The sequence below is a fragment of the Raineya orbicola genome (assembly GCF_002843425.1).
GTDB lineage: Bacteria > Bacteroidota > Bacteroidia > Cytophagales > Thermonemataceae > Raineya > Raineya orbicola.
This window is the reverse complement of the sequence record NZ_NKXO01000005.1, coordinates 62,853-89,020: the sequence shown is the minus strand read 5'-3', so window position 1 is coordinate 89,020 and position 26,168 is coordinate 62,853. Positions and strand designations below refer to the sequence as shown.

Below are 26,168 nucleotides of genomic sequence, written 5' to 3'. Positions count from 1 at the left end.
ACATCTCTTGAACGATTTTTTTTGAACAAACTTGATTTTTTACTTGTTTTTTGAGAAAATGCTTGCTACTTTCGCTCAAAAATTAGTAGTATGGAAAAAATATATACCCCTTCTGATTATTTGCCTATCCTGATACAATTGGGTTTAGCTTTGGGTTTTGTAGTAGTTACAATGGCTGCTACTCATTTTTTAGGTCCCAGACGCAAAGGTAAAAATAAGGATATAGCCTTTGAGTGTGGCATTGAATCCGTAGGAGATGCTCGTACGCCAATTTCTATCAAGTACTTTTTAGTGGCTATCTTGTTTGTGCTTTTTGACGTAGAAATTATTTTTATGTATCCTTGGGCGGTGAATTTCTTGGATTTGGGTTGGTTTGGTTTTTGGGAAATGCTTACATTCGTGGGCTTGCTTTTGGTTGGCTTTTATTATATCATCAAACGTGATGTTTTGAAGTGGGAATAAATTCATTTTTTTTGCTTGAAATTCAAATTTAGAAAACTATGGTTAAAATTGTAGATAAACCCGAAGGTTACGAAGGACAAGGCTTCTTTGCCACACAATTTGATAAAATTATTGGTTTAGCTCGTGCTAACTCGCTTTGGCCCCTACCTTTTGCTACTTCTTGCTGTGGCATTGAGTTTATGAGTACAATGGCTTCTACATACGATTTGGCTCGGTTTGGTTCGGAGCGTCCCAGTTTTTCACCAAGGCAAGCCGATATGCTCATAGTAGCAGGTACAATAGCTAAAAAAATGGCACCTATCTTAAAGCAGGTGTATCAGCAAATGGCAGAACCTCGTTGGGTGCTTTCAGTGGGGGCTTGTGCTTCCAGTGGAGGCATTTTTGATACTTATAGCGTTTTACAGGGTATTGATAGGGTCATACCTGTTGATGTGTATGTGCCTGGGTGCCCGCCTCGCCCCGAGCAAATTTTAGAAGGTATTATGCAGTTACAGGAACTTGCAAAAAATGAATCTTTAAGACGCCGTAATAGCCCTGAATACAAGGAACTGCTCGCCTCGTATAATATTTTGGTGCAGTAATAAGATTGAAATTTGCCTAAAAAAAGACCTACAAGAACTTTGTTTGTTTCTTGTAGGTCTAAAAGTTTATATCAGAAATGCTTGCAACACTTTCTTTTTCGCCAAATAATAAATGGAAAACAGCCTTACAGATTGGTTTGGGGCTATTGCTCTTGATTTTTTTGGGTTGGTTGCTCTTTGATGTTTGGCGATATTTGCTTATTTCACTCGTCATAGCCACTATTTTACGTCCTTTGGTAGATTACATCTCTGAAATTTATGTTTTTAGAGTAAAAATTCCTCGTGTGCTTGCCGTGTTGGTAGCAATGGTGGCGATGGTAGCTTTTGTTACGCTTTTTGTACGATTGTTTTTTCCGCTTATTTCTGACCAACTTCGGCTCTTACGCTCTATTGAGCCTAATGTTTTGAGCTTGCAAATTACGGAACCAATTGAAAATTTAGAGAATTTTCTCATAGAAGAGCTTAAAGTAAATGCTCAAAAAGGATTTATTTTAGAAGAGTTGAATACGATTCTAAAAACATTTCTTGAAAAGTTTGATATTGCAGGTATGTTAAATAGTTTGGTTGGGGTGGCAGGTTCGGTGTTTGTGTATTTGCTTGCTATTACTTTTATGACTTTCCTTTTGCTTTATGAAAAAGGGCTTTTTCGTAAAATGGTAATTTCTGCTATTCCTAATCGTTATTTTGAGGTACTCATTACGGCTTTTTACAAAATAGAACATTTACTTTCCAACTACTTGCGTGGTATTCTGATAGAAACTTTGGCGGTTTTCACTATCTATGCAGTAGGAGGGATTTTACTCAATATTCCTTACGCTCTCACGATTGCGGCACTAGCGGCTTCTATCAATTTCATTCCTTATTTAGGACCCTTTTCGGGATTTGCTTTTGGTATCTTGGTAATAGTAACAAATAGTTTTTCTGTTCCTGATTTTCCACTTTCGCTCAAACTTATTAAATTTATTTCGCTGTTTTTTGCAGTTCGTTTGATAGACGATATTTTTTTACAACCTTTTATTTTTTCTAAAAGTGTAAAGGCTCACCCTTTGGAGATTTTTATTGTGATTTTTTCGGGGGCAAGTCTTGCAGGAGCAGTGGGTATGATTGTGGCAATTCCTACTTATACCATTATCAAGGTGAGTATTAAGGAATTACGTAAAGGCTTCAGACGTTACAGGAGTTTTAGGTAATTGTGCTTAGAGGCAAGAAACAAGAAAAAGGAAACATTCTTACTTATTTCCGGGTGTTGAAAAAAATTCTAATTTTATGAGAAAGAGTTTCAGAATTTCTTTTTTTACTTTTTTCCTTATTTTTTGGGGGGCTACTCTTTTTGCTCAAAAAGATGAAGCCTCTCTTGAAAAAATCTACAATGATGCTCTCAAAAGTTTTGATAAAAATGATTATCAGCAGGGCTATAAATTACTTGATGAGTGTTTGAAGCAAGATTCGCTCTGGCACAAGGCTCTGTATGCCCGAGCTTTTTATCAGCTTCAAGAAGGCAAAAATCAAGAAGCGGAACGTAGTTTTTCTAAAATTATTCGTTACTACCCCACGGATATAGATGGTTTTCTGGGCAGGGCAGAAGCCAGAGCTAACCAGCAAAGATTTCCACAGGCTTTCAAAGATTTGGAAAAAGCACTAAAAATGGATAGCACTCATTTAGGAGCTATTTATCAGATGGCTTTTACACATTTTAAGGCAGATAACCCTAAAATGGTACAAGCATATTTGGATAAAGGGCTTACCTATGCTCCTGAAAACATACAATTCTTACTACTAAAAGCCTTGACCTACCAAACCTACAAAGAATTTAGCCAAGCAGAAAACATCTTGCAAAAAGTGCTAAAAAAAGAGCCTGAAAACATAGAAGCTCAAAAAATAAAAGCATTAATTGCTTATGAAAGAGGTAGTTACAAAGATGTCATTCGCACTTATGAGCAGATTTTGAAAAAAAATCCGAATGCTTTTACCGAAGAAGATTTTTATTATTGGTCAATGGCTCTCTATAAAACGAAAAGCTATAAACAGGCACTTTCTATCATTCAAAGCATCAAGGAAATTCAAAATTCAGAGCTTTATTATGTACAAGCCTTGTGTCTTTTTCAGCAGAAAAAATATACAGAGGCTTGGGAAGCAATGCAAAATGCCGAAAAATTGGACGATAGCTTTCCTGCTGAGTTTTATTACGATAAGGCAATTATGGCTCATTACGCTAAGAAAGCTCAATCAGCGAGGGAAAATTATCTCAAAGCTCTTGTCCTGATGCCTGAAATTTATTTGTTACGCAATGATAAAGACGAAAAAGTAGAAGTTTTAATGAATGCTAATTCTATTTTTCAGAGAGAATTTTCTCAAAAATTTTTGGATAGCGTTTTAGTTACAGCGTACCAAGAGCGAAGTTTGAATGTTTTGGAAAATGATAAAACCAACGAAGCCCTCAAAGATATTGAAAAGGCTTTGGCGATAGATAGCCTCAACTCCAAATCTTACACAATTCGGGGGATAACCTACGCCTTAATGGGGAAATTTCAAGATGCCAATCGTGATTTTGAAAAAGCTGAGAAACTGCCCAAAGAGCGAGATTTGGGGTATTTGTACCTGATGAGAGGACTTGCCGCTGCCGAAGCTCAAAACATAGGACAAGCCGTTTTTTATTTGGATAAAGCCATCAGCCACAGCCCTTTACAAGCCAACTATTATGCCGAAAAAGCCCATTTGCTTTTTGAAATAGGCGATACAGAGGGGGCTTTCAAATGTATTGATAAGGCAATTGTTCTTGCCCCCAAAGAAGTAGATTATCGTTTGGATAAAATCAATTTTTTACACGAAGAAGAACGTTACGATGATTTGCTCAAAGAATGTGAGCGGGTGCTTGAAATAGAGCCTGATGCAGTGCAGGTTTATTATTTCAGGGGAATGGCTCATTGGGCAAAGAAAAACAAAACTCAAGCTCGCAAAGATTTAGAGTTTTTTTTGCAATACTACCCCGATGATAAAGATGCCCAAAAAGCTCTTAAACTCTTAGACTGAAAACTTTGTCAAGCCGTAAATTGTTATTATTTTTGTAGAAATTCCTTTTTAGATATGGATTTGCTTGAAAAAGTAGAAAAAGCTCTCAATCAGATTCGTCCTTATTTAGAGGCAGATGGAGGCAATGTCCGTATTTTGGAAATCACAGACAATGGTATTTTGAAGTTGGAATTTGTAGGTTCGTGTGGAAATTGCCCTATGTCGGAAATGACTTTCAAGGCGGGTATTGAGGCTACTATTCGTCAGGAAGTGCCTGAAATTAAGGCGATTGAGGCGGTTAATTTAACTACTGCTATCTGATGAGTGATACCGACCTAATGCAAAGGGTTTTGCAATTAGCAACACTTGGTACGGGTTCGGTTGCTCCTAATCCTTTGGTTGGGTGTGTAATTGTTTATCAGGATAGAATTATCGGAGAAGGTTGGCACAAAGAATATGGAAAATCTCACGCCGAAGTGAATGCAATTGCTTCTGTAACTCATCTTGAATTACTTGCGGATAGTACTTTGTACGTTAATTTAGAGCCTTGTTCGCATTTTGGTAAAACCCCTCCTTGTGCTAATTTAATTGTTGAAAAGAAAATTCCACGTGTGGTCATTGCTAATCTGGATAGCAATCCATTGGTAGCGGGCAGAGGTGTACAAATCTTAAAAAATGCAGGTATTGAAGTAAAAGTAGGGGTTTTAGAACAGGAAGCTCGTTATTTGAACAGGCGTTTTTTTACTTTTATGGAAAAAAAACGTCCGTATATCATACTCAAATGGGCTGAAACTGCCGATGGTTTTATAGCTCGCAAAGATTTTAGTTCCAAGTGGATTAGCAATATTCACAGCCGAACATTGGTGCATAAGTGGCGTTCGGAGGAGCAAGCCATAATGATTGGTACAAATACCGCTTATTACGACAATCCGCAATTAAATGTAAGAGAATGGATAGGCAGAAACCCTATTCGTATTTTGATTGATAAAAACCTGAACCTTCCGCTTACGCACCATATTTTTGATGGCTCACAGCCTACTTTTTGCTATAATTTGCAAAAAAGTGAAACTTCAGCCAATTTACATTTTATTCGTTTGGATAAAGATTTTTTCTTAGAAAATCTTTTGCAAGACTTATTTGAACGAAAAGTTCAATCGGTTTTGGTAGAAGGGGGAGCGAAATTGCTTCAGAGTTTTATTGAAAAAAATCTTTGGGACGAGGCAAGGGTATTTGTTTCGCAAGTAAGATTTGAGGAAGGTATTTCAGCCCCCAAATTACCTTTTTCGGCTAAGAAAGTTCAAGATGTGCAAGGGGATAAGCTATTTTTATATGAGAATCATTTTGTTGGGAAATGAACAATTTTTGTCCGATTGCGGACACTCTTTGCCCTTTTTTCAAGATAAAATTCATTTTTTAGTAAAATAGAAGGGTTTTGGGGGTTTGGCACAAAAAATGCTTTTTATATGGCAAACCATTACAACTATGAAGCGTCTTAATCAAGAGCAAAGTCAAAACTTAATATTTTTCAAGTTTTTTGCAGTTATTCTTATCAGTATTTTTCTTTGGAAATTGGGTGAAAGTTTTTGGAAGACACACCAAGAAATCTCTTTTCAAAAGCCTTTCCAAGAAAAAATGACAGAAAGAGTGCAAGAACTTACGCCTCTTTCTGCCATTTGGCAATTTCTTGGCTCACTTCTGTCACGCTAATAGCATTGATACAGGCACAGAAATTGCTTTTTCGGCAGGCGGAGCATTCTTTGGAAAGCACTAAAACTTTTGCCTTTTTACCAATGGGTTGCCAACGCCCAGGATGCATAGGGCGTATGGGCGGGTAAATTCCCAAAGCATATTTTCCCAAAGCCGCCGCAATATGGAGCGGTCCTGTACTGCAAGCTACAATTCCTTCTACCGCTCCAATAAAAGCGATTAGTTCTTGTAATAAGAGTTTTCCTGTGAGATTTTTTACGTTGGGTAGTTCAAAAATTTGAGGTTTTTGGGCTAAAACCAACTCTCCTTCTGCTTGTGTACCTGTAATAAAAAACTGCTTATCGGAATTTTGTTTGGCAAGGGCATAATAATTATCTAAATGCCACTCTCTTGCCGAACCCTTGGATTTAGGATGTAAAATAATATTCACTTTTTCCTGCGAAAGCAGGTTTTGCAAATTTTCGGGCAATTGAGGAGTTTTCAAGCCATACCAATCCTGAATAAGCCCGAAATTAGGTTCTAAAAACAAATCTAAACCTTCTAAAAGTTTGAAATTGAGCTGTGCCTCGTGAAGGTTAGAATTTTTCCGAGAAAAACTTACTTTCTTATTGCAATACAACCAATGCCACCACCTATGGCTTGTTCCTATGCGTGTGGGTATTTTCGTCTTTTTAGCAATTTGGGCAATTTCTACATCAGGGAAAACAAACAAAATAGCATCTGCATTTTCTTGGGCAAGCAAATTCGGATTGGCTAAAATCGCTTCTTTGGCAAGGAATTTATCTACATACACAGAACTTTCTATGATGGCTTGGGTATAATTTTTACCTATAAAAACAACTTGGTTATCAGGGTTTTGCCCTTTGAAAAAGCCCGCAAGAGGGAGGGTTAAAACTACATCTCCCAAATTATCGGTACGGCTGATAATAATTTTCATTGAAAAGCATTTTGAAAGGCAAAGGTAGCAAAGATTTTTATTTATTGAGTGTGCCGTTCAGGATAACGGATTTGGTTTCATCGGGATCTATGAGTTCTACACCTGCTACAATGGATTTTGCCGAAATCATTTTTAGGTCTTTGACTTCAATTTTACGACTATCTTCTAAAAAATTGGGCTGTAAAGAATAGTAAAAAATTTTTCTACTGCCTTCCTTTTCCTGTATATGAAAAACGGCATATTGCTTGTTTTTGCGGAGTTCTAAAAGAAAAGCAGGATAAGCAATTGCAGAGCTATCGGGATAGTTGGCAATAAAAAAAGCATCTCGGTTAGAAGGATTGAGCCAATGTCTTAAAACTACGGTATAGTCGCCAGTTACGTAAATGCCTTGCACTTCACTATCTTTGATAAGACAGGAGGAAAAACTCAAACATAAAAGTAACCATATTGCGTAGAGTTTTTTCATTAAATTTTCTCTATAAATCTTGAAAAACAAAAATTGTAAAAAAGAGAGACGCTCTTTTACAAGAAACGTCTCTTTGCTGTTTTTTGTTCAATGAACGTTAGGTTATTTCGAGTTCTTTTTAGTATCTTTTTTATCGTTATTAGCAGGTTGTTGGGTATTAGTGTTTTCTTCAACTTTGGCTTCGGGTTTCATCAAATCTTCATCTTTTACATCAGGATTGATTTGATAAGGACGCAAAGTAGGTTTTCCATATTCATCTTTATCTTTGTAAAGTTTCATTCGGTTGCGAATGAGAAAATCTTCGTATGCTACTTTGAAAGCATCTACACTAGGTTCCATTGCAATAGCTTTTTCATAACTGGTAAGTGCATCAAGGAGGAAACCTTCTTGCTCAAAGATACCAGCTTCTACAATTTTACTCAAAGCAGTATTATCTTGCAATTCAGCGATAGCCTTTTTCACTCTTTCGTATTCTTCTCCTTCTCTTACAAAGTTAAGGGTGTAAAGTTTTCTATCTTTGGATTGCAATTCTTTTACAGAGGGTTGAACTACAAAACTACTATCGTGTTTAGCAATGCTGGAAAAATCAAGTTCAATAATGGCTTCTCCTTTTTCATCTGCAGTGGCTTGTTTTTCTAAAACAGGTCTATTTTTCATATCCAGAACACGTACAACATAAGTTTTAGATTTTTCTGAAAACTGTGAAATAGGGTTTTTGTAGAGGTGAAAAATAATTTTATCACCAAAAACTTTGACCTCTTGGGTTTCAGCATTGGGTTTGTGAGCAAACAAAATCAAATTGGGGGAAGGATTGGCTCTTTCTACGGCTCCTGTCATTGCCATATACTTGCGATGATTTTGATTGATATCACGTCTATCAGCTTTGCTTATCTCACCCGCTACATAATTTACGTATTTAGCAGTGGTACTACTACCAGCACCGGCGGCTTTACCCGCAAGATCACTCACTTTGTAGCTTCCTGCTTGTTTGATTTCTACGGTTCTACCGCTACTATGCATAAGACCGATATAACTATCAGTGCCTACTACAATTACATCAGTGCTTTTAAGCGAACTACCACCCCAAAGTTTCTTTTGAGTGGCTTTGAGCTTCACATCACCCTTGGAGGCGAGTACCTTGAAAACTTCATCTTGCCCATAAGCTACACATACCATTGCAGAAAAGGCAAGCATCAAAGTAGTTTTTTTCAACATTTGAGCTAAATTTTTCATAAATTTTAGAATTTGTTTTGAAAATGCAAGGTTTTAGTTAAATTTTGTTTTTTCATTCATCTACGCCTAAAGTAGCTACTTGTTTTCTACGATTTCTCCTTAAATTTTGCCTGTAATCGTATATTTTTGCAACTACTCCATAATACACTTCTACAAAGTTGGGTATAAACACTATCGCCAAAAATCCTAAACTCCAATCTACGCGTAACTTTAATAAATCGAAGACTTCTATGATTATTAGAACTAATAAAAAACTTAACAAAAACTGTACCAAAATTGAAATTCCATCATACCAAAAATCTAATTTTGCGTGCAAAAACACAAAAAATGCCGTAACCAAATAAGCTATAAAGGCGGATATAAAATAATCTAACCAGTCAGGAGCTACATCAATATAATCCTCTAATAAAATCATAGCAATAATATTGGCGTGAATAATAATTCCATACATATCTCTTTCGGCTTTTCCTACATAATTCGGATTAAGTGGCGTGTAAAAGCGGTCTTCATCGGAGGTAACCTTATTGATGTCCTCAATTCCTGTAAATCCTAAAAGTACAATTTTATCTTTGAATAAGAGATTAAAATTTGAGGCAAGACTGCTATCGCCACTTTGGTAGGCATCGTACATTTCAAAAAGTTCTCCAAAATTTACATAGGAAAATTTATCATAATTACCGATATAATTGATATATTCTACTTCTTTTTTTCTTTCTAAAAATTTTGACGCTTTTTCGGGGGCATATATTTGAGCTAACTTTACCCCAAAAGCTAAATACTCTTTTCCGTTAAGCACTTCGCGAGCGGGGAAGGTTCTACAAGTAGCTAACCCCCCTGCCAAATCCTGCCTTTGGATTGCATCGCGGGTGGCTTCGGTAATCAGATTCACCAAAGCGGGTTGAGCATTTTTCATAAAATTAGGGTGCGAGGTTATGAGTGTATCAAAAGCAGGCTTGTAGTCATCATCATTAGTGTTAATAATTTTTTCGCGGGTAGCGGCTTTGAAGGAAATTTCAGCCGCCATTACTAAATTTTTGGTTTGTGAAAGAACTTCTGCCAGTTCATCGTTGATAGGCTTCATAATGCTATCGGTTTTATAGCTTTTGTAAAAGGCATCTATTCCTACACAGCGAGGCTTAAATTCGTTGATGATTTTTAGCAGTTCGGTAAGTCGTTTTCTACCTCCTTCGGCACCTCCGATATTAACAATGGTGATTGTATTAGCTATCTCTTTGAGCTTTTGGGAAGTTTGGCTTTCTTCATCACTGATAGAGGCTTTTTGTTCTTTATTTTTCTTGCCTCTTACTTGCGAGAAATAAATATCCGTTAAATCAAAGTCGCCAAACATTTTTTCCAAAGGGTTGAGAGTATCTAAATTTAAATTAATGTTGGCAACCAAAACAGAAATAAGCCCCGTGAGCAATAGTATCAAGAAAACATCTTTACTGAAAAAATATCTCAAAAAACCTTTCATAAATTTGGGAAGCCATTTTTTGTTTAATACTTTTGAATATTCAAAGGTAAGTAATTTTTGTAAAAAAATCAAATATTTTTTTGCCAATGCGAAAAAGATATTCAGCGGAAACTTACGTCAAAGGCATATTAGCAGGCGATAGGATAATTTTGGCACAAGCTATTACACTGATTGAAAGCACCCTACCACAAGACCAAAACCTTTCAGGTGAGGTTTTAGAGGCTATTTTACCCCATACGGGCAGGAGTATCCGCATTGGCATTACAGGCGTGCCCGGAGTAGGCAAAAGTACTTTTATTGAAAGTTTTGGATTAGAAATTGTAAGAAACACAGAAAAAAAATTAGCCGTTTTAGCCATAGACCCGAGCAGTCAGAAAAGTGGGGGAAGCATTTTAGGCGATAAAACCCGAATGGAAAATTTGGCTATGCACCCGCAAGTGTTTATTCGTCCTTCACCTGCGGGCAATTCTCTGGGAGGAGTAGCTCGCAAAACTCGTGAAGCGATGCTACTTTGCGAGGCGGCAGGCTTTGAGGTGATTTTTATTGAAACCGTAGGCGTAGGGCAATCAGAAACTGCCGTAAAAAGTATGACCGATTTTTTCCTTTTGCTTATGCTCGCTGGGGCAGGCGATGAGTTGCAGGGCATCAAAAGAGGTATAATGGAAATGGCTGATATGCTCGTAATTACCAAAGCCGATGGAGAAAACAAACACAAAGCTCTTGTAGCACAAAAAGAGTATCAGAGTGCCTTGCATTTGCTTAACCCTTCCCAAGAAATACCTGTGCTTACTTGTTCTGCTTTGCAGAATGAGGGTTTGGTTGAAATTTGGCAAAATATTCAGAAGTTTTTGCAAGAGGCAAAGCAAAATCATACTTTTGAACAAAAACGCCAAAATCAGCAATTACAATGGTTTCACGAACATCTGCGGGAAGGTATCTTGAACCTGTTTTATCAGAATTCTGTTTTCAAAGCAAAGTTGCAAGCCTTAGAAAAAAGCATTTTAGCCAACCAAAAAGAGCCTTTTCAAGCAAGTAAAGAATTGTTAGAAATCTGGAAAAACCAATAGCTCGGAAGGGTTTGAAAGGCTAAATTTTTTGACAATTCGCAATAGGTGCATTATCTTTACGCAAATTTCCATCAATGAAACAGCGTCTTATTTTGCTTTCTTTTGTGGTAAGCATCTTGCTGATGTTTATCAAATTCACGGCTTATTTTCTTACGAATTCTACCGCTATTCTCACAGATGCTTTGGAAAGCATTATCAATGTAGTGGCTTCGGGTTTTGCATTTTACAGCGTATATTTGGCTTCTTTGCCTCGTGATTTTGAACACCCTTACGGACACGGCAAAATAGAATTTTTTTCCGCAGGATTTGAAGGATCGCTCATTATCACAGCAGGTTTGGTGATTGTCTGGCAAGCTATTATGGGCTTTTTATATCCCAAACCGCTTGAAAAATTGGATATAGGGCTGTATTTGGTGGCTTTTAGTACAATAGTGAACGGTGCCGTGGGTTTAGTTTTACAAAAGTATGGCAAGAAATACGACTCGCTTACTCTGATAGCCGACGGCAAGCATCTTTTCAGTGATGCGGTGAGCAGTTTGCTTCTGATAGTAGGGGTGGGCGTTATTATTTTTACTAAGCAGTTATGGCTGGATAGCGTGATTTCTTTCGTTTTTGCTTTTCTTTTGCTCAAAGAGGGGTATCATTTGGTCAGGAGGTCAGTAGCGGGGCTGATGGACGAGCTAAACCCGCATTCTATTCAGGAAGTACTGGAAATTCTTGTAAAAAACAGACAACCCAACTGGATAGATGTTCATAATTTGCGAGTGCAACATTATGGAGCAAATTGGCATATTGATTGCCACCTTACACTGCCTTATTATTTGGATTTGCGTCAGACCCACGACGAAGTCGAACGTTTTCGTGAGTTCATTGTGGCTTATACAGGCAAAGAAGTAGAAATTTTTATTCACGCAGACCCCTGCCTGCCCCCTGAAAATTGCGAGGCTTGTAGCTATCAGGGGTGTCCTGTAAGAAAATTAGCCTATGTAAAAAGCCCCGAATGGACGGTAGAAAACCTTGTCAAAGACGCTAAACATTTTCGTAAAATCTAATCAGCTATGCAAGTATTCAAATTTGGTGGAGCTTCGGTAAAAAACGCCGAAGCCGTTCGGAATGTTGCTCATATCATTCAAAATTTCGGTACCCCTACGCATTTGGTAGTGGTAGTTTCGGCAATGGGAAAAACTACCAACGCTTTGGAAAAATTACTCAATACATATTTTGCCAAAGCTGATTGGCAAACAGAATTGCAAAATATTCAGCAGTATCATTTTGAAATTTCAGAGCAACTTTTCCCCGAAAAGCATTTGATTTTCACTGCTTTGGACTATCTTTTTTTACAGCTCAAAGAAACGCTTTTGCACAAAACACAGCCTGAGAAATATGACGAAAGCTACGACCAAGTGATTTGTTTTGGAGAAATTATCGCTACACATATAGTAAGCCAATTTTTGCAAGAACAAGGCATAGAAAACGAATGGATAGATATTCGTAATTTTATCAAAACCGATACCACTTGGCGAGAAGGCAAAGTAGATTTTGCTTGGACAGAGCAACTGCTCAAAAGGGAAATTTTGCCTATTTTACAAGAAAAAATTGTGGTTACACAGGGATTTTTGGGAGGTACTTTGGGAAATAAAACCACTACCTTAGGGCGAGAAGGGTCAGACTATACGGCGTCTATTCTTGCGTATTCGTTAGAGGCTCAAAAAGTTACTATTTGGAAAGATGTGCCCGGCATTTTGAACGCTGACCCCAAAAAAGTTCCTAATACCCAGTTGTACGAAACCCTTTCCTATACCGAAGCCGCTGAAATGACTTTTTACGGAGCAAATGTTATTCACCCTAAAACTATAAAGCCTCTTGCCAATAAGAATATTCCTTTGTACGTTCGCTCTTTTCTAGAACCTCATAAAGCAGGAACGTGCATAGATGGCATTACAAGCCCACAAAATACACCTACCATTATTTTTAAGCCCAATCAAGTACTTCTCAAATTCGCTATTAAGGATTTGGCTTTTATTACAGAGGAAAATTTGAGTAAAATTTTGCATACTTTTACACAAACCAATGCAAAAATTCATCTTTTACAAAGTTCGGCGGTTTCGCTATGGATAGCTACCGATTTTCAGGAACATAAAGTTATTAAAATCATAGATTTTTTGAGCGAGGAATTTGCTATTTCGCAAACTCGCAATGTGCAATTGCTTACTATATTGTACTACAACGAAAAAATGCTACAAAGCATTTTACCCAAATTTGAGTTGATTTTAGAACAGAAAACGCAGCAAACATATAGAGCAGTGATTGCGGAATTTAGTGCCTGATTTTCAAGATTTTTAGGATTTAGTGGCACTTCCTTTTTATTTTGCTAATTCTCTAATCTAAATATAGGTTTTTTAAAAATTTTTATTTACCTTTGTCTTGTGTAAGGTATTTATGATAAAAATTGAAAAAACTATGAAAACAAAAATTTTACTTGTACTTTTGCTATTTATTGTTTCTTTATGTAATTCATTTTCTCAAACCTACTACTCTCGCCAAAGCGGTAACTGGAATGATAACAATACTTGGTCATTGATAAGCCACACAGGTACGCCTGCTCCAACTGCCCCAGCTGCATTAGCAAATGTTATCATAGGTAATGGACACACGGTAACTTCTACCACTAGCCTTGATTTAGCGGCAAATCTAAACATAACTATCAATAGCGGTGGTACGCTTGTACTGCAAAATGGTAATACGCCAACAAATATTATATCAAACTTTACGGTTAATGGTACTCTCCGTCTTGAAGGGGGCAATTTGAATGTTACAACACCATTAAGTAATCTTAATTTCAACAATGGTTCTACCTACATACACGCCCGCGATGGTGGCACAATCCCATTGGCTACGTGGCAACTTAATTCTACTTGCGAAATAACAGGGGTAACTACTACTATGCCCACGGGTTTTGAGAGTCAAAATTTTGGTAACCTCATTTGGAACTGCTCTAACCAGAATATTTATTGTGCTTTTAATGCAAATTTTAATATTCAAGGAACTTTTAGAGTACTGAATAGCCATGATGGTTCTTCGCCATTAGGAATAGCTATTTCTGATAGCAATACGCAAGATTATACTGTTACTACCCAACATTTCGTAATGGATAATCTTACCCCCAATAGGGCGGCTTTTTATCCTTACGCAGGTAGCGTTACTAACCGCACAGGAACTTTGGCTGTTACAGGAGATCTTACTATCAAAAGTGGTAATATCACGGGTGTTTTGGGTGGAATTGGTACCAGTCGTATTATTATGCAAGGCTCTACTAATACTACCTTTGATTTTGATGCCTCATTCACTTTTTACAATATTGCTGTATGGAAAGTAGAAGTAAATAAAAGTGGAGGGGCAAAAGTAACTTTTACAAATCCAAGCAATTTTGTAAGCTGGCCAGCAGCCAGCGGCACACCCGTTTCTATTCTGGATATACAAAGTGGCACGGCAGAAATTCCTGCTAATACTACGCTAAATACAAGCGTTATACAGGGTAGTGGTACACTCACAATGGGGGCTAATGCTAACTTGTTATTGGATAATAAGAACCCCTCTTACAACAACACTTTCAGCGGAAATCTCAATGCACCCGATAATTCAACGGTTACGTTTAATACAAGTATTCCGCAAAATATTTTTATTCCCACCACAGGTACTTATGGAAGCATTCGTATCAACAGTACTTCTCACGATATAAATTTATTTGCGAATCTTACGCTAAAAGGAACTTTTTGGGACGAAGCAGGTAAATTTAAGCATAATAACAATACTGTAACCTTTGCAGGTACAAGTCCCCAAACTATAAGGGGGATTGTAGAATTTTACAATTTCAATATCAATAACAATACCTCTCTTTTTGATGCAGGAACGCAAGTACGTTTCATAGGGCAGTTAAGCATTGATAACGATAAGTATTTATCTATAGGAGCAGGTACTCTTTTTGCCGTTTACACACCAAGTTCTATGCCTTCTATCAACGGTGGAATAAATAAGTATATCGTAACTGATGGACCGGGTGAAATAAAAATTCGTAACGAAAGTGGAATTACTTTGGTAAGTTCTTCTCTACCTATTCCTATGGGATATACACAACCTAACAAGTATGCAGGTATAACATTCCCTTTCAATAATCTTAATGACGGTAGTGAAATTTCTATTCAGGTAAAAGCACCAGGTGCAACTCCTTATCCAAATATCACTGCTCCTAGCAGAGTAGATGCCGTTTGGCGAGTGCAATTGCCCGTATTTACAGCTCCTAATACATCTTCTAGTATTTCTGTATTTTATGCAGGCTCTACGGTAGGAGGTTTTACAAGCGGACAAGCCTACTATCATAATGGCACTAGTTGGATACTCGAAGCTACAGGAACTTCCGATGCTTTAAGTACGCAGTTCAACCCCACCAGTTTTACTAACGATACAAGATATTATGCTGTTTTTGCTTCTGCACCTGTCACTGATTTCTACACACTCGGCGATGGTGCCGCTTGGAATACCAATAGCAACTTATGGTCTAATGATGGTACCACTCCTTGCAATTGCAGCCCTAACGGAGTAGCTAATGCCAATGTACGTATTCGGCATAATGCCTCCATACCCATAGGAGCCCCAACTTCTGTGGTTACCCCAACTACTACCATAGATATTCAACAACCTGTAACACTTACTTCTGATATACCTTTCACAGCTCAGAATTTGTATGGTGTATCAGGGGCTACCTTAAAGATGAATCTCAATAGCTTGCCTACTATATCAGGCACAAATTCCTTTGCCACTACCAATGGTACTATCATAGAGTTTGCAAGTAATAGTGTAGGTACTATTCCCAACAATTTTGGTGGAAATCTCTACAAAAACCTTATCATTTCAGGAACAGGAGCAAAGAGTTTTTCGGCAACGCCTGCTGTAACTATTCAGGAAAACTTAACTATAAAAAACAATGCCACACTTAATGTTAATGATGCTAATTTATCAGTGGGAGGTAATACCGTTATTGAAAATGGTGGAAGTTTTATTGACGGGGGTAATTCAGGTAGTTCAACATTTTCAGGAAATATTACTATCAATGCAGGAGGGGGTTTTTCTGCCAGCGGTGGATTGAGTAATAACTCTTCCTTTATTTTTGAGAGAAATATTATCAACAATGGGAATTTTCTTTTGGAGTGTAATTGTAGTTTCTCTTTTAACACAGGTAGCATTGAAATAACTGCAAATAATTGGATGGGATTTGGTGCGGCGAACTCTAACGCCCCTGTTAATTTCAATACAAATACAATTCTGAGTGGTGCTAATTCTATTGCTTTCAATACCACGGGTAATATAACTATCAATAACGTAACAGTAACCAACAATAGCACTAATGGAGTACTAATACACGGTGTTCTGAATGGCACAAACTCAAGCAGTACTTGGCAACAAAATGCGAATACTTTGCTTGCATATAATAATGGTACCAAGCCTATGGTAACAGGACAACTTCTCGCCGATGCCATAGGGAATACTATAACATATCAAAATGTTGCTTCTACTACTCACATAAAAGAAACTACTTACCACAATTTAACTCTTACAGGTGCTCCTGCAAAATTATTTTACCCCAATACAATTGTAATGAACGATTTAACAGCTGATAACTCCACAGGCAATCTTGATTTACAAGGAAATACTTTAAGAGTAAGAGGTAACTGGACAGGTAAAACATCAGGATTTCTGCAAGTACTCAATGGCAGAGTGATTTTTGACGGAACTGCCCCACAAACTATCTTTCAACGCACAGATTTTGATATTTTAGAAATTGCTAACCCTGCTCACGTAGCTTTGAGCGGTGCTGATAATTCCGCTAATCGTATTACACTCACGCAAGGACGCTTGCAAATAGGCAATTCTATATTTACACTGCGAGCCACCCCCGCTACCGACCAAATTACGCAAACTTTTACCAATACTTCTACTTCCTACATAGAAACCAACGGCACAGGTAACCTTACCCGCCAAAATCTCGTAGCAGGTACTGCCTATGTATTTCCTATTGGTGATGCTTCTGTCATTAGGCATATTACAATCACCCCAATTGCAGCTGGTTTGGCGAGAGCAGTTTTTGTATCTGGCATTACTCCTACGCCACCACCTTCCAATACAGATTTAGCCGCAGGTATGTGGCTACTGCAAGGAATGAACGGTGCAACTGTAAGTTTTGTAAACTCAGGGGCAGTAGGTTTTGCTTCCAAAGTGTATAGATTGAATGGCTCTACTTGGGAGGATACAGGCATTACTACTACTTTTAGCTCAGGCATTTACACTGCTACACCCTTAAATTTTGCAGCAGGAGAAACCTATACCATTTTCGGACAGACAGCTGCTCATACGGTTGTACTGAGCAGTTTCACAAAAAGCGTTCTGCCTGATGGTTCTATGTTGCTTTCTGCTCAAACCAACTACAATTTGCCTACTAAATTTATTTCCACCAATACGAATGTGGCTCAGATTCTCAACGGAAATAAATTGGTAATCACCTACAACAACGCCGATGAATTTACCGATATTTTGGCGTTTAGCGAAGGACAAAATCCCATACCTCCCAGCGATACCGTGCAAGTAATGCGTATTTACAATTTTGGTTATATCAACGCATTGCATAGTGATATTGAGAAAAAAATTCTGCTTTATCCCAATCCTACAAGCGATGAAGTATTTGTAAGTAGTTTGGATAATAGCTTGCAAATTGAAAGTATTAGTGTTTTTAATGCTTTGGGTCAAAATGTAGTGCTGAAAACAAAGGAAAATAAATTATCGCTTACTCACCTTCCTGTGGGTGTGTATGTTGCTGAAATACATACCTCGCAAGGGCTTATCAGAAAAAAAGTAACGAAAAGGTGATAGGTTTTACTTTTTTCTTTGGAATTGAGCAATTTTCATAATTTTGCAAATCAATCTTAATTTGATGTATGCGAGAAATTGACCGAATACTTTTGCAAATTGAAAATTGCTTGGAAAACAATCAGTTTCAATCTTTTGAAACAGATAAACTTGAGCTCAAAGATTTATCGCAAGGAGATGATTGGAAAGAACTCTACAAAACTACTTGTGCCTTTCTGAATACAAAAGGAGGTATTATTGTAATAGGCATTAAAGAAATTGCTTCTGAAAAAAAACTAAAATTCACGGGGTTCAATTCAAACAATGAAAGCAAGCTAAAAGAGCTACCCAAAGTCTTTACCAATGAAAATAACGAAAAATTAAATCTTATCGACTACATACGCCCCGATTTAATAGAAATTAAACCCTTCTTAAATGGGCAAATCGTGCTTCTTTTTATAGAAAAACTGCCCGATGAGCAAAAATTTGTTTTCTGGGAAGGAAATGCCTATGAAAGACAAGGGACAGGCGATCATAAAATACCTAAAGAAAAAATACTTAAACAAAACGAACTAAAAACTATTCTAAAAAATGCTATTGAGTTAGATATTGTACCTAATACTTCTCTGCAAGATTTAGATATAGATAAGCTCAATGAGTATATTCTCAAACTAAACTCTACTATAAAGGTAGAAACGCTGAAAGCAGATATAGAAAGTGCTATACCTTTTCTTACGCGTAAAAAGTTTATACGCGACCAAAAACCTACTCTTTTGGGTATGTTGGTATGTGGAAAGCATATTGAGGATTTTCTTGCTGGAAAATGTGAAATAGATGCTTACTACGAAACGGGCAATCATTTAGCAGATGATAAAAAAATTTACAAAAACAATATCATCAACCTAATGGAAAATGCTTGGAACTTTGTTTTTAGTAAAATATCCGTAGGCATAACTACAGAGCAAGGGGGGAAACCTATTTATGAATATCCCGAAGATGTTATTCGTGAAACTATCAATAATGCTTTGGCTCACAGAGATTATAAATCTGATAACTTTTGTATTATTCGGGTTAAGAATAAAGAGTTTCTTGAAATAAAGAATCCGGGTACTTTTAAGTCTAATCAACTGGTAACTCTTGAAAAACCTATTAAACTAAGACGTATTATTCCTTTCCCTAATCGTCAGAACCCTAATCTTGCCGATGTGCTCAAAGATTACAATCGCTATGAAGGTAGAGGTATTGGTATGGCTACACTTTGTAATTATGCCCTTGAAAATCAAATAGATGTTCCTTATTATCTGATACACCCAGATAGACAACTAAGTCTTTTCTTAGTACCAGGAAAAGTTTTGGATAGCAAAACAATACACTGGCTCAATAGCTTTCATAAATACATTCTACAAAAAACAAACGGATTAGAATTAAGCTCTATTCATAAGACAGTATTGGCTTATTTTTTCAAATCTGAAAAACTGAATGATAGGGAACGCTACACTATCAATTTATCTCCTGATAACAACCACTTTGAAGTAATTAGTGATTTGCTGAAATGGGGCTTACTTTGGGAAATACCTGAAAGTTCGTTGGAGATAAAACTATATCGGTTAGATGAAACGCTGAAAAAAGAAAATTTCATTAATGAGTTGCGAGCTATTTTCGGAAAGGCTTACGATGATCTTTCTAATGATGCCAAATGGGTACTTGATGCGATTTATCATCAAAATCATTATGGAAGAGCCAACAATATTAGTGCAAGCTTTATTGGGGAATATTTGTTTTACAAACAGCATAGTTCTTATCAACCTGATATTAAGGCATATGAAAATTTCAAAAGAAAAATTCGTAACATCATCAATAAATTGGAAAAACAGCACTTTATTCGTAGAAAAGAAACTAACAAACCCGATTATACTATCAATTTGGAACGGGCTTCCCTACTTTTTTAACAAATCTTTCTTTTAGCCAATTTATTACCTTTCTAGCCTTTTTCGCGTTAGTTTGTCAGTTTCCAGAAGGTCTTCAAGTGTGGGTTTGGCGATAAAATCCACGTTTTGAAGGCTTTTTTCAATATAGTCGGTAATTTCTAAGAAACTGATTTTTTCGGCTAAAAAATCGGCAACGGCAATTTCGTTAGCGGCGTTGAGTATGCAAGGAGCATTGCCGCCCATTGCCAAAGCCTCATAGGCAAGTGTAAGATTACGAAAAGTGTGTGTATCGGGTTGCTCAAAGGTAAGATGAGGGTATTTGGCAAAATCAAAACGTGGGAAATTAGAGCTAATACGATTGGGAAACGCCAAAGCATACTGAATAGGCAATTTCATATCAGGCAAGCCCATTTGAGCTTTGATGGAGCCATCTTCAAACTGCACCAAAGAATGTATAATAGACTGCGGATGAACAATAACCTCAATTTGGTGGCTTTCCAAGCCAAAAAGCCATTTTGCTTCAATTACTTCTAAACCTTTATTCATTAGCGTTGCCGAATCTATGGTAATTTTTGCTCCCATAGACCAGTTGGGGTGTTTGAGAGCCTGTGCAGGGGTGATATTTTTTAACTCTTCACGCTTTTTGCCTCGAAAAGGTCCTCCCGAAGCCGTGAGAATAATTTTTTCAATTTTATTGTGAAATTCCCCCACCAAGCACTGAAAAATAGCAGAATGTTCAGAATCTACGGGAATAATAGGAACTTGATATTTTTCAGCAAGTTCAGTAATAAGTTCTCCTGCAACTACCAAAGTTTCTTTATTCGCAAGGGCAATGGGTTTGCGAGCTTTAATTGCCTCAATAGTGGGGGTAAGTCCTGCGAAACCTACTAATGCCGTTAGCACTGTATCAATGCCTTCCATTTGTACTACCGAAGCCAAGCTCTTTGCTCCTGCATATACCTTGATGGGGTACTTCTGCAAGGCTTCTGAAACTTTATGATAATGGTTTTCGTTCGCAATTACTACTGCATTAGGCTGAAATTCAATAGCTTGCTTGATGAGCAAATCAGAATTATTTTGAGCCGTTAGCACTTCAACTTCAAAAAATTGCGTATTTGCCCGAATAACCTCCAAGGCTTGCGTACCGATAGAGCCTGTTGAGCCTAAAATAGCTATGCGTTTGCGTAAAGTCATTTTTTGATAGGAATAATTAAATCTGCCCCTGGATAAACGTCTTTGAGTTCATCTTCAATATCATTGGCACGGATAATATCAAACTTGCTGATGCCGTATTTTTGTGCAATTTGCCAAAGTTCTTCTTTATCTAAAACTTTATGATAATCACGTATTACTACACGCAAACCTGCATCAACTTTCAGAGTGGTTTTATCTGTAAAACCATTCAATTGTTTGAGGTGAGAAACAGACATATTGTATTTCTCTGCTATTTCTTTCAAAGTTTCTCCCTGCTTCACTTTGTGGATATGAATTTTTTGCAAATTTTCTGCTTTATTCTGGGCTATACGAATGCTATCACGGATAAATTCTTGTTTTCTCACATTACGCACCGAGTCACGTATTTTTTTGATGCGAGCTTTGTCATAGAGATTATAGACCAAGCGATTTTGTTCATCAGTTTCATCGGCGATATCGTAAAGCATAAAAGCTAACAGAGCGAGTAAAACGCCTAAAACCATTAAAGGAAGGTGCTTATAAGCGTGTTTTACTTCTACTTCTTCTATGGAAACCTCTTCGCTGAGGGCAGTGGCAAATTCTGTACAGGAATGAAATCTTTCTTTGGGATTTTTTTCAGTAGCTATTGCAATGGCTTCGTAAATTTTAAGACTATTCGTATGTTTTTTGGGTAGTTCAGTAGTGCCAAAAAGCATAAAACAGGCTATCTTCCCAAGAGAAAAAATATTGCTTTCTACGCTTAAATTTCCTTTTTGTATTTCTTCGGGGCTTTGAAAATTTTTCTCTTGCAAGGCAGAACTTTCAAAACCAATTATTTTCACTTGGTTTCCTTCCAAAATGATATTTTTGGGATTGAGAGCAGGGTGAATAATGCCAATATGATGAGCCGAAGCCAAAATATCTAAAATTTGCCTAAAAATGCGAAGCATTTTCTCTTCGGTCAGTGTGCCGTTTTGGATAATGTATTGCTCCAAAGTGAGCTTATTTTCAAGGTATTCCTTTATCAGATAGATGTTTTCAGGCGTTTCAATAAAATCATATAGCAAAGTTCCTTGTGGGTGAGCAAAACGCAGGTTTTGGGCTTCCCTGCGTAAATTTTCTTTTGCTTCGGTATTTTGTAGAAAAGCTGAATTGAGCGTTTTGATAAGCACTTTTCTATCAAAAAGTAAATGCTCGGCAAGGTAGAAATCATAAAAAGATTCGCTACGCAAAAAGGATTTAATCTCGTAATTCAAAAGTCGCTCTCCTACAAGTTGGGCAGTCATAAATGGCTATGTAAATTGAAAAGCAAAGTAAAGTTTTTTAGTGCATTAAAGCAAGTCATTTTCAAAGAGAAAATTTTGGTAGGCATTTTGCAATTCTTGGAGCATTTTGCTTTCTTTCTGTTTGGCAAGTATCTGAATACCTTGCTCAAATACTTTCTTGGCTTTTTCTATGGCTTGTAGTTCCCAATATGCGTGTGCTAAATGGTAATAGTTGGGGGCATAATCAGGGAATTCTTGCCATACTTTTTCGTAATAAGGTAGAGCTTCCAAAAGGCTATATTTGCGATATTCGGTAGCAAGTGCATACCAGTTAAAAGGGTTTTGAGGCTCTTCTTGGGCAAATTTGTGCAAAAGCTCTAATCTTGACACAAAAAACGATAAGTTTTTAGAAAAAAAATTGGCAAAAAAGGCTTAAGACTTATAGCTAAGCCCTAAACCTGAAAGGTTTTATGCATTAAGCGACTGCAATAAATTTTTGACTTCTGTCAGAGCCTCGTTGGTAAGAGGTTTGGTGATGAACTTAATAACATAGTCGTTATCAACAATTTTTTCAATATCTCGCTTGTTATCTGAACTAGATAGAATGGCTATTTTGCACTTATTTTTTACGCTTTCGGGGAACATTTCAAACTCAAAAAGAAATACAAAGCCATCTACAATAGGCATATTGATGTCCAAAAAAATCAAATCAGGCAGATTTTCTGGATTATTTTGGTTTTCCTCCAAATATTGCAAGGCACTTTTACCCGAATTTTTGACTTCTACACGATTGGCAAACTTGGAAAGCTCAATAATCCGTTTGCTGATGAAATTGTCGGTATCGTTATCATCTACCAACATTACAAGGTCTAACATATCGCTAAAAGGCTTTGATGAAGTCATTTTTTACAAGATTTACAAATATGCAAAACTTTTGCAAAAGAAACAAACGCAAATGTAGAAAAGTTTTTGTTATTGCTTTGTTGCAATTTAATTAAAAAACTTACTTATGGAAAAATAATTTTTATTTTTGCTAAAAACTTAAATATTTCCAAAGCAAGCCCAAACGCTCTTGGTCGGTATCGGCAAAGATAGGTTCTTGATGAAATTTGGCAACTATTTCGTATTCAAAACGTTCAAAAGTAGCTACAATACGTGTAAGGTCGGTTTGATTGATTTTCATTAGTACGTACAAACGCAGAGGTTCATTAGAAATTGTTTGAGTGGTGAGATACAAAATTTTAGCGTTGTTACATTCTACCAAGCGGGCTATTTCGGTAAGTGAATAATCCCACTGATTAACTGCTAAAATTAGAATACTGCCGATTTCTTGAAAAGCATAGCTTTGCCCAATTTGTTTTACAACATCTTGTGATGTGATAACTCCTTGATACTTCCCTTCTCTATCAATTACTACTACCAAATTGCTTTGTTCATTAAAATAAGAAATAGTTTCTAACCAGTGTTGATTATCATAAACAAAAGTGTTGCTAAATTGTAAAGGGAGCTGTTCAAGATTGATGTTTTCATCAAAAATATCTAATAATGTATTTTCAGAAAGCAGACCTTTATAGAAGCCGTCTTCATCAATACAGGGTAAAAATGGGCAGTGCAAATTTTCCATCATTTGCAGGGCTTTTTCGGTGTTTTCCCCTTCCCTGATAGGTCGGATATAAGGATTTAGGATATCTTGCACTGCCATAGTTTTCGTGAGTTTTAGAGTACCAACGCTAATATGCAAAAATTCTGTATAAAAAACAACAAAATCTATGCAACTTGTTTGCTTGCGATAGGATTTCTTTGTAAGAAATTCCTAAGAATTTTATTAAACTTATCGGGGTGTTCCATCATTGGGGCGTGTCCGCACTTATCAATGAAACGAAGTTCTGTATTAGGCATCAGTGCATCAAATTCGTAGGCAACAAGTGGCGGAGTAATGGTATCATTCAAGCCCCATACCAAAAGCGTAGGAACGTAAATATTAGGAATATCTTTTGCCATATTATGCCTTTGAGCCGATTTGGCAATGGCTACAATTTTCATACACTTGGGTATGCTCTTGGTAATTTCAAAAACTTCTAAAACAAGTTCTTCGGTGGCTGTTTTGGGGTCATAGAAAGTGTATTCTACGCGGTCCTTAATGTATTCGTAACTGCCTCGTTTGGGATAAGAGCCGCCCATAGTGTTTTCAAAAAGCCCCGAACTGCCTGTAAGCACCAGACGCTTTACATTCGCTTGCTTTCGCAAAGTATAGGTTAAGGCAATATGCCCTCCTAATGAGTTTCCAAGCAAAGTGAGGTCAGTAAGCTTTTTCTGATTGACAAATTTTTCAATAAAATCGGTAAGCCCCTCAATGCCAGTGCTTGTGAGAGGTAAGTCATAAATAGGCATCATAGGAATAACTACCCGATAGTCTTTTGAAAACTCGGCAACCACATCTTTCCAGTTGCTCAAAGCCCCAAAAAGTCCGTGTAAAAGGAGCAAAATTTCTCCTTGTCCTTCGTCAATATATGTAAAATCGCCTTCTTTTTTGATATTGAGTTCCATATTTACGTGCTTAATTTGTTTTGCACAAATTTGCTTTTTTTTTGGAATTATACAAAAAATAAAGAAAAAACCTCATAGATTATGACAATCTATGAGGTTGTAAGAGGTTGAATAGTAATTAGTTCATACGAATGATATCGCATTTATACCCTTTGGTAGCGTTGCCGTGTAGAATAATGGTATAAATTCCACCGGATACAAAATTGAAAGTAACATTTTTGGCAAGAACAGGTGTGGTATGTCTGCGATTAGGAAAATAAAAGTTAAAAGTATATGTACCCGCAGGGCGAGTAGAATAACTAGTTACAGGAGCAGAGAAAGTGTAGTTAGGAATATCCTCACCATCTGTGTTTCTTTCTATATCAATAAAGCTCAAACTTGTATTGTTAGCAGTGTAGCTTCGAGTAAAAAATCCATAGGGATTGGTAGTAGTAGGAGCAGGAATATAGCGAGAACGTGAAGCCAAAGAATCTCTTCTTGCTCTTAAAGTATCTAATTTAGCAGGTGAAGCTCCTTGGTCAGCGATAAAACGAGTACCTGATGGTGGGTTAGGGAACACAAGCATAGGTCTTCTATCTACGTTCATAGGAGCGGGTCCTGAGTTACTAGCAGTAAGCAAATGTACATCACCCAAATCAGAGGCAAAGTTTAGGAAACGAATAGCTGTACTACCTGTTGCAGGGTTCGTGGGTAAGGTTTCTGTAATTACGGTAGCTCCTTCGGCAGTAGCCCCTGATGTTGTGCCCAAAACTCCCCTCAAAATGATAGTTGTGAGAGAACCTGCATTCAAATTGGTATTTACACGCAACGAGGGCGAGGCAGGAGCGGCGAAAGCATTATTGAAAGTAATATCTCTTCTGCCGCCGGGTATAAAAATACCTACTTCTTGTTGAGCAGGAGTAACTTCTACGCCGTTGAGTATACTAGCAGGTACTGCTTGAGCAAAGTTAGTAAAAGGAGTAGCAGTAGAGAACCCCGTAGGAGGCGTACCCGTGAAGGCAATGCCTGCATAAGAACTGGATTGTTCGGGAGCACCTGGAATGCCTGCAAAAGTTGCCGAAGCAGGGTATTTACGATTGAGAGGTACTACGGTAGAACCTTCTAAACGGAAATTCTGGCTGTAAATCAAGCCTCTTGTTCCGTTAAGATTGGGGATTTCTTGTCCGTCTACATTGATAGTGAAAAAAGCATTAGGGCTATTATCAGGGTCAGGGCTCAAATCTACCAAAGCATTGAATACCATAATACGAGCATTATTAGCATTGGTACGAGCCAAAGGGGCAACAGTAGCCTGATTTACCTGTGGTACAGGATAATTCGGACGGCAAGCAAAGATTCCTATACCTGCCATAGTCATCAATCCGAGTAGTTTGAAGTTTTTCATATCTTTTCAATTTTATGGGTTTGTAAAGAGGGAGATTC

Annotated in this window: 23 protein-coding genes; 12 read left to right on the top strand and 11 right to left on the bottom strand. The window is 37.3% G+C overall.

All coding sequences use genetic code 11. From position 1 onward, the window contains the following. Positions 1-90: 90 nt before the first annotated feature. The 7 genes from Rain11_RS02415 to Rain11_RS02385 all read left to right on the top strand — a co-directional run bounded on the left by Rain11_RS02415 (position 91) and on the right by Rain11_RS02385 (position 5,759). Complete coding sequence (locus tag Rain11_RS02415) at positions 91-462, top strand: NADH-quinone oxidoreductase subunit A (RefSeq protein WP_101357735.1); 372 nt, start codon at positions 91-93, stop codon at positions 460-462. A gap of 38 nt (positions 463-500) precedes the next feature. Then, positions 501-1,043: an NADH-quinone oxidoreductase subunit B gene (locus Rain11_RS02410; RefSeq protein ID WP_101357734.1), complete on the top strand. Its 543-nt coding sequence runs from the start codon at positions 501-503 to the stop codon at positions 1,041-1,043. A 77-nt stretch (positions 1,044-1,120) separates the two neighbouring features. Continuing rightward, positions 1,121-2,233, top strand: coding sequence for an AI-2E family transporter (locus tag Rain11_RS02405; RefSeq protein ID WP_101357733.1), 1,113 nt, complete (start codon positions 1,121-1,123; stop codon positions 2,231-2,233). 76 nt (positions 2,234-2,309) lie between these two features. Continuing rightward, positions 2,310-4,073, top strand: a complete 1,764-nt coding sequence (locus Rain11_RS02400; RefSeq protein WP_101357732.1) for a tetratricopeptide repeat protein — start codon at positions 2,310-2,312, stop codon at positions 4,071-4,073. 54 nt (positions 4,074-4,127) lie between these two features. Then, complete coding sequence (locus tag Rain11_RS02395; protein WP_101357731.1) at positions 4,128-4,373, top strand: NifU family protein; 246 nt, start codon at positions 4,128-4,130, stop codon at positions 4,371-4,373. Beyond that, the gene (ribD, locus tag Rain11_RS02390; protein WP_243390528.1) at positions 4,373-5,407 is read left to right on the top strand and encodes a bifunctional diaminohydroxyphosphoribosylaminopyrimidine deaminase/5-amino-6-(5-phosphoribosylamino)uracil reductase RibD; all 1,035 of its coding nucleotides are present in this window, start codon (positions 4,373-4,375) and stop codon (positions 5,405-5,407) included. The genes Rain11_RS02395 and ribD overlap by 1 nt, the downstream gene beginning before the upstream one ends. Positions 5,408-5,504: 97 nt before the next feature. Continuing rightward, a complete protein-coding gene (locus tag Rain11_RS02385; protein ID WP_133121474.1) occupies positions 5,505-5,759 on the top strand; it encodes a hypothetical protein in 255 nt (84 codons plus the stop codon). Here the strand turns inward: Rain11_RS02385 and Rain11_RS02380 are convergent. The 4 genes from Rain11_RS02380 to Rain11_RS02365 form a co-directional block, all read right to left on the bottom strand. Further along, the gene (locus tag Rain11_RS02380; protein WP_101357729.1) at positions 5,707-6,696 is read right to left on the bottom strand and encodes a glycosyltransferase family 9 protein; all 990 of its coding nucleotides are present in this window, start codon (positions 6,694-6,696) and stop codon (positions 5,707-5,709) included. The genes Rain11_RS02385 and Rain11_RS02380 overlap by 53 nt on opposite strands. Positions 6,697-6,733: 37 nt before the next feature. Continuing rightward, positions 6,734-7,162 (bottom strand): hypothetical protein, encoded by a 429-nt coding sequence (locus tag Rain11_RS02375; RefSeq protein WP_133121473.1) that lies wholly within the window; start codon positions 7,160-7,162, stop codon positions 6,734-6,736. Positions 7,163-7,264: 102 nt separating this feature from the next. Then, positions 7,265-8,395 carry a hypothetical protein gene (locus tag Rain11_RS02370; protein WP_101357727.1) on the bottom strand — a complete coding sequence of 377 codons (1,131 nt, stop codon included), beginning with the start codon at positions 8,393-8,395 and terminating at the stop codon, positions 7,265-7,267. A 52-nt stretch (positions 8,396-8,447) separates the two neighbouring features. After that, positions 8,448-9,869 (bottom strand): CHASE2 domain-containing protein, encoded by a 1,422-nt coding sequence (locus Rain11_RS02365; RefSeq protein WP_133121472.1) that lies wholly within the window; start codon positions 9,867-9,869, stop codon positions 8,448-8,450. Positions 9,870-9,955: 86 nt separating this feature from the next. Between Rain11_RS02365 and meaB the strand changes: the two genes are divergently transcribed. The 5 genes from meaB (at position 9,956) to Rain11_RS02340 (ending at position 19,782) form a co-directional block, all read left to right on the top strand. Then, a complete protein-coding gene (gene meaB, locus Rain11_RS02360) occupies positions 9,956-10,936 on the top strand; it encodes a methylmalonyl Co-A mutase-associated GTPase MeaB (protein WP_101357725.1) in 981 nt (326 codons plus the stop codon). A 74-nt stretch (positions 10,937-11,010) separates the two neighbouring features. After that, complete coding sequence (locus Rain11_RS02355) at positions 11,011-11,988, top strand: cation diffusion facilitator family transporter (protein ID WP_101357724.1); 978 nt, start codon at positions 11,011-11,013, stop codon at positions 11,986-11,988. A 6-nt stretch (positions 11,989-11,994) separates the two neighbouring features. Beyond that, complete coding sequence (locus tag Rain11_RS02350; protein WP_101357723.1) at positions 11,995-13,263, top strand: aspartate kinase; 1,269 nt, start codon at positions 11,995-11,997, stop codon at positions 13,261-13,263. Between the two features lie 133 nt (positions 13,264-13,396). Then, positions 13,397-17,854, top strand: coding sequence for a T9SS type A sorting domain-containing protein (locus Rain11_RS02345; protein WP_165778056.1), 4,458 nt, complete (start codon positions 13,397-13,399; stop codon positions 17,852-17,854). A 68-nt stretch (positions 17,855-17,922) separates the two neighbouring features. Then, entirely contained in the window at positions 17,923-19,782 is a 1,860-nt protein-coding gene (locus tag Rain11_RS02340) for an ATP-binding protein (protein ID WP_101357721.1), read from the top strand. A gap of 24 nt (positions 19,783-19,806) precedes the next feature. On the opposite strand, the gene Rain11_RS02335 is transcribed toward Rain11_RS02340, so the two are convergent. The 7 genes from Rain11_RS02335 to Rain11_RS02305 form a co-directional block, all read right to left on the bottom strand. Further along, positions 19,807-20,955, bottom strand: coding sequence for a 1-deoxy-D-xylulose-5-phosphate reductoisomerase (locus tag Rain11_RS02335; protein WP_101357720.1), 1,149 nt, complete (start codon positions 20,953-20,955; stop codon positions 19,807-19,809). Further along, a complete protein-coding gene (locus Rain11_RS02330; RefSeq protein ID WP_101357719.1) occupies positions 20,952-22,220 on the bottom strand; it encodes a protein kinase domain-containing protein in 1,269 nt (422 codons plus the stop codon). Before Rain11_RS02330 ends, Rain11_RS02335 begins: the two co-directional genes overlap by 4 nt. A 45-nt stretch (positions 22,221-22,265) precedes the next feature. Further along, a complete protein-coding gene (locus tag Rain11_RS02325) occupies positions 22,266-22,589 on the bottom strand; it encodes a tetratricopeptide repeat protein (RefSeq protein WP_101357718.1) in 324 nt (107 codons plus the stop codon). Between the two features lie 78 nt (positions 22,590-22,667). Beyond that, a complete protein-coding gene (locus Rain11_RS02320; protein WP_243390527.1) occupies positions 22,668-23,102 on the bottom strand; it encodes a response regulator in 435 nt (144 codons plus the stop codon). Between the two features lie 130 nt (positions 23,103-23,232). Beyond that, entirely contained in the window at positions 23,233-23,901 is a 669-nt protein-coding gene (locus Rain11_RS02315) for a CBS domain-containing protein (protein WP_101357717.1), read from the bottom strand. A 65-nt stretch (positions 23,902-23,966) separates the two neighbouring features. Further along, positions 23,967-24,746 carry an alpha/beta fold hydrolase gene (locus tag Rain11_RS02310; protein WP_101357716.1) on the bottom strand — a complete coding sequence of 260 codons (780 nt, stop codon included), beginning with the start codon at positions 24,744-24,746 and terminating at the stop codon, positions 23,967-23,969. Positions 24,747-24,864: 118 nt separating this feature from the next. Continuing rightward, entirely contained in the window at positions 24,865-26,130 is a 1,266-nt protein-coding gene (locus Rain11_RS02305) for a DUF4397 domain-containing protein (RefSeq protein ID WP_133121471.1), read from the bottom strand. Between the last annotated feature and the right edge of the window lie 38 nt (positions 26,131-26,168).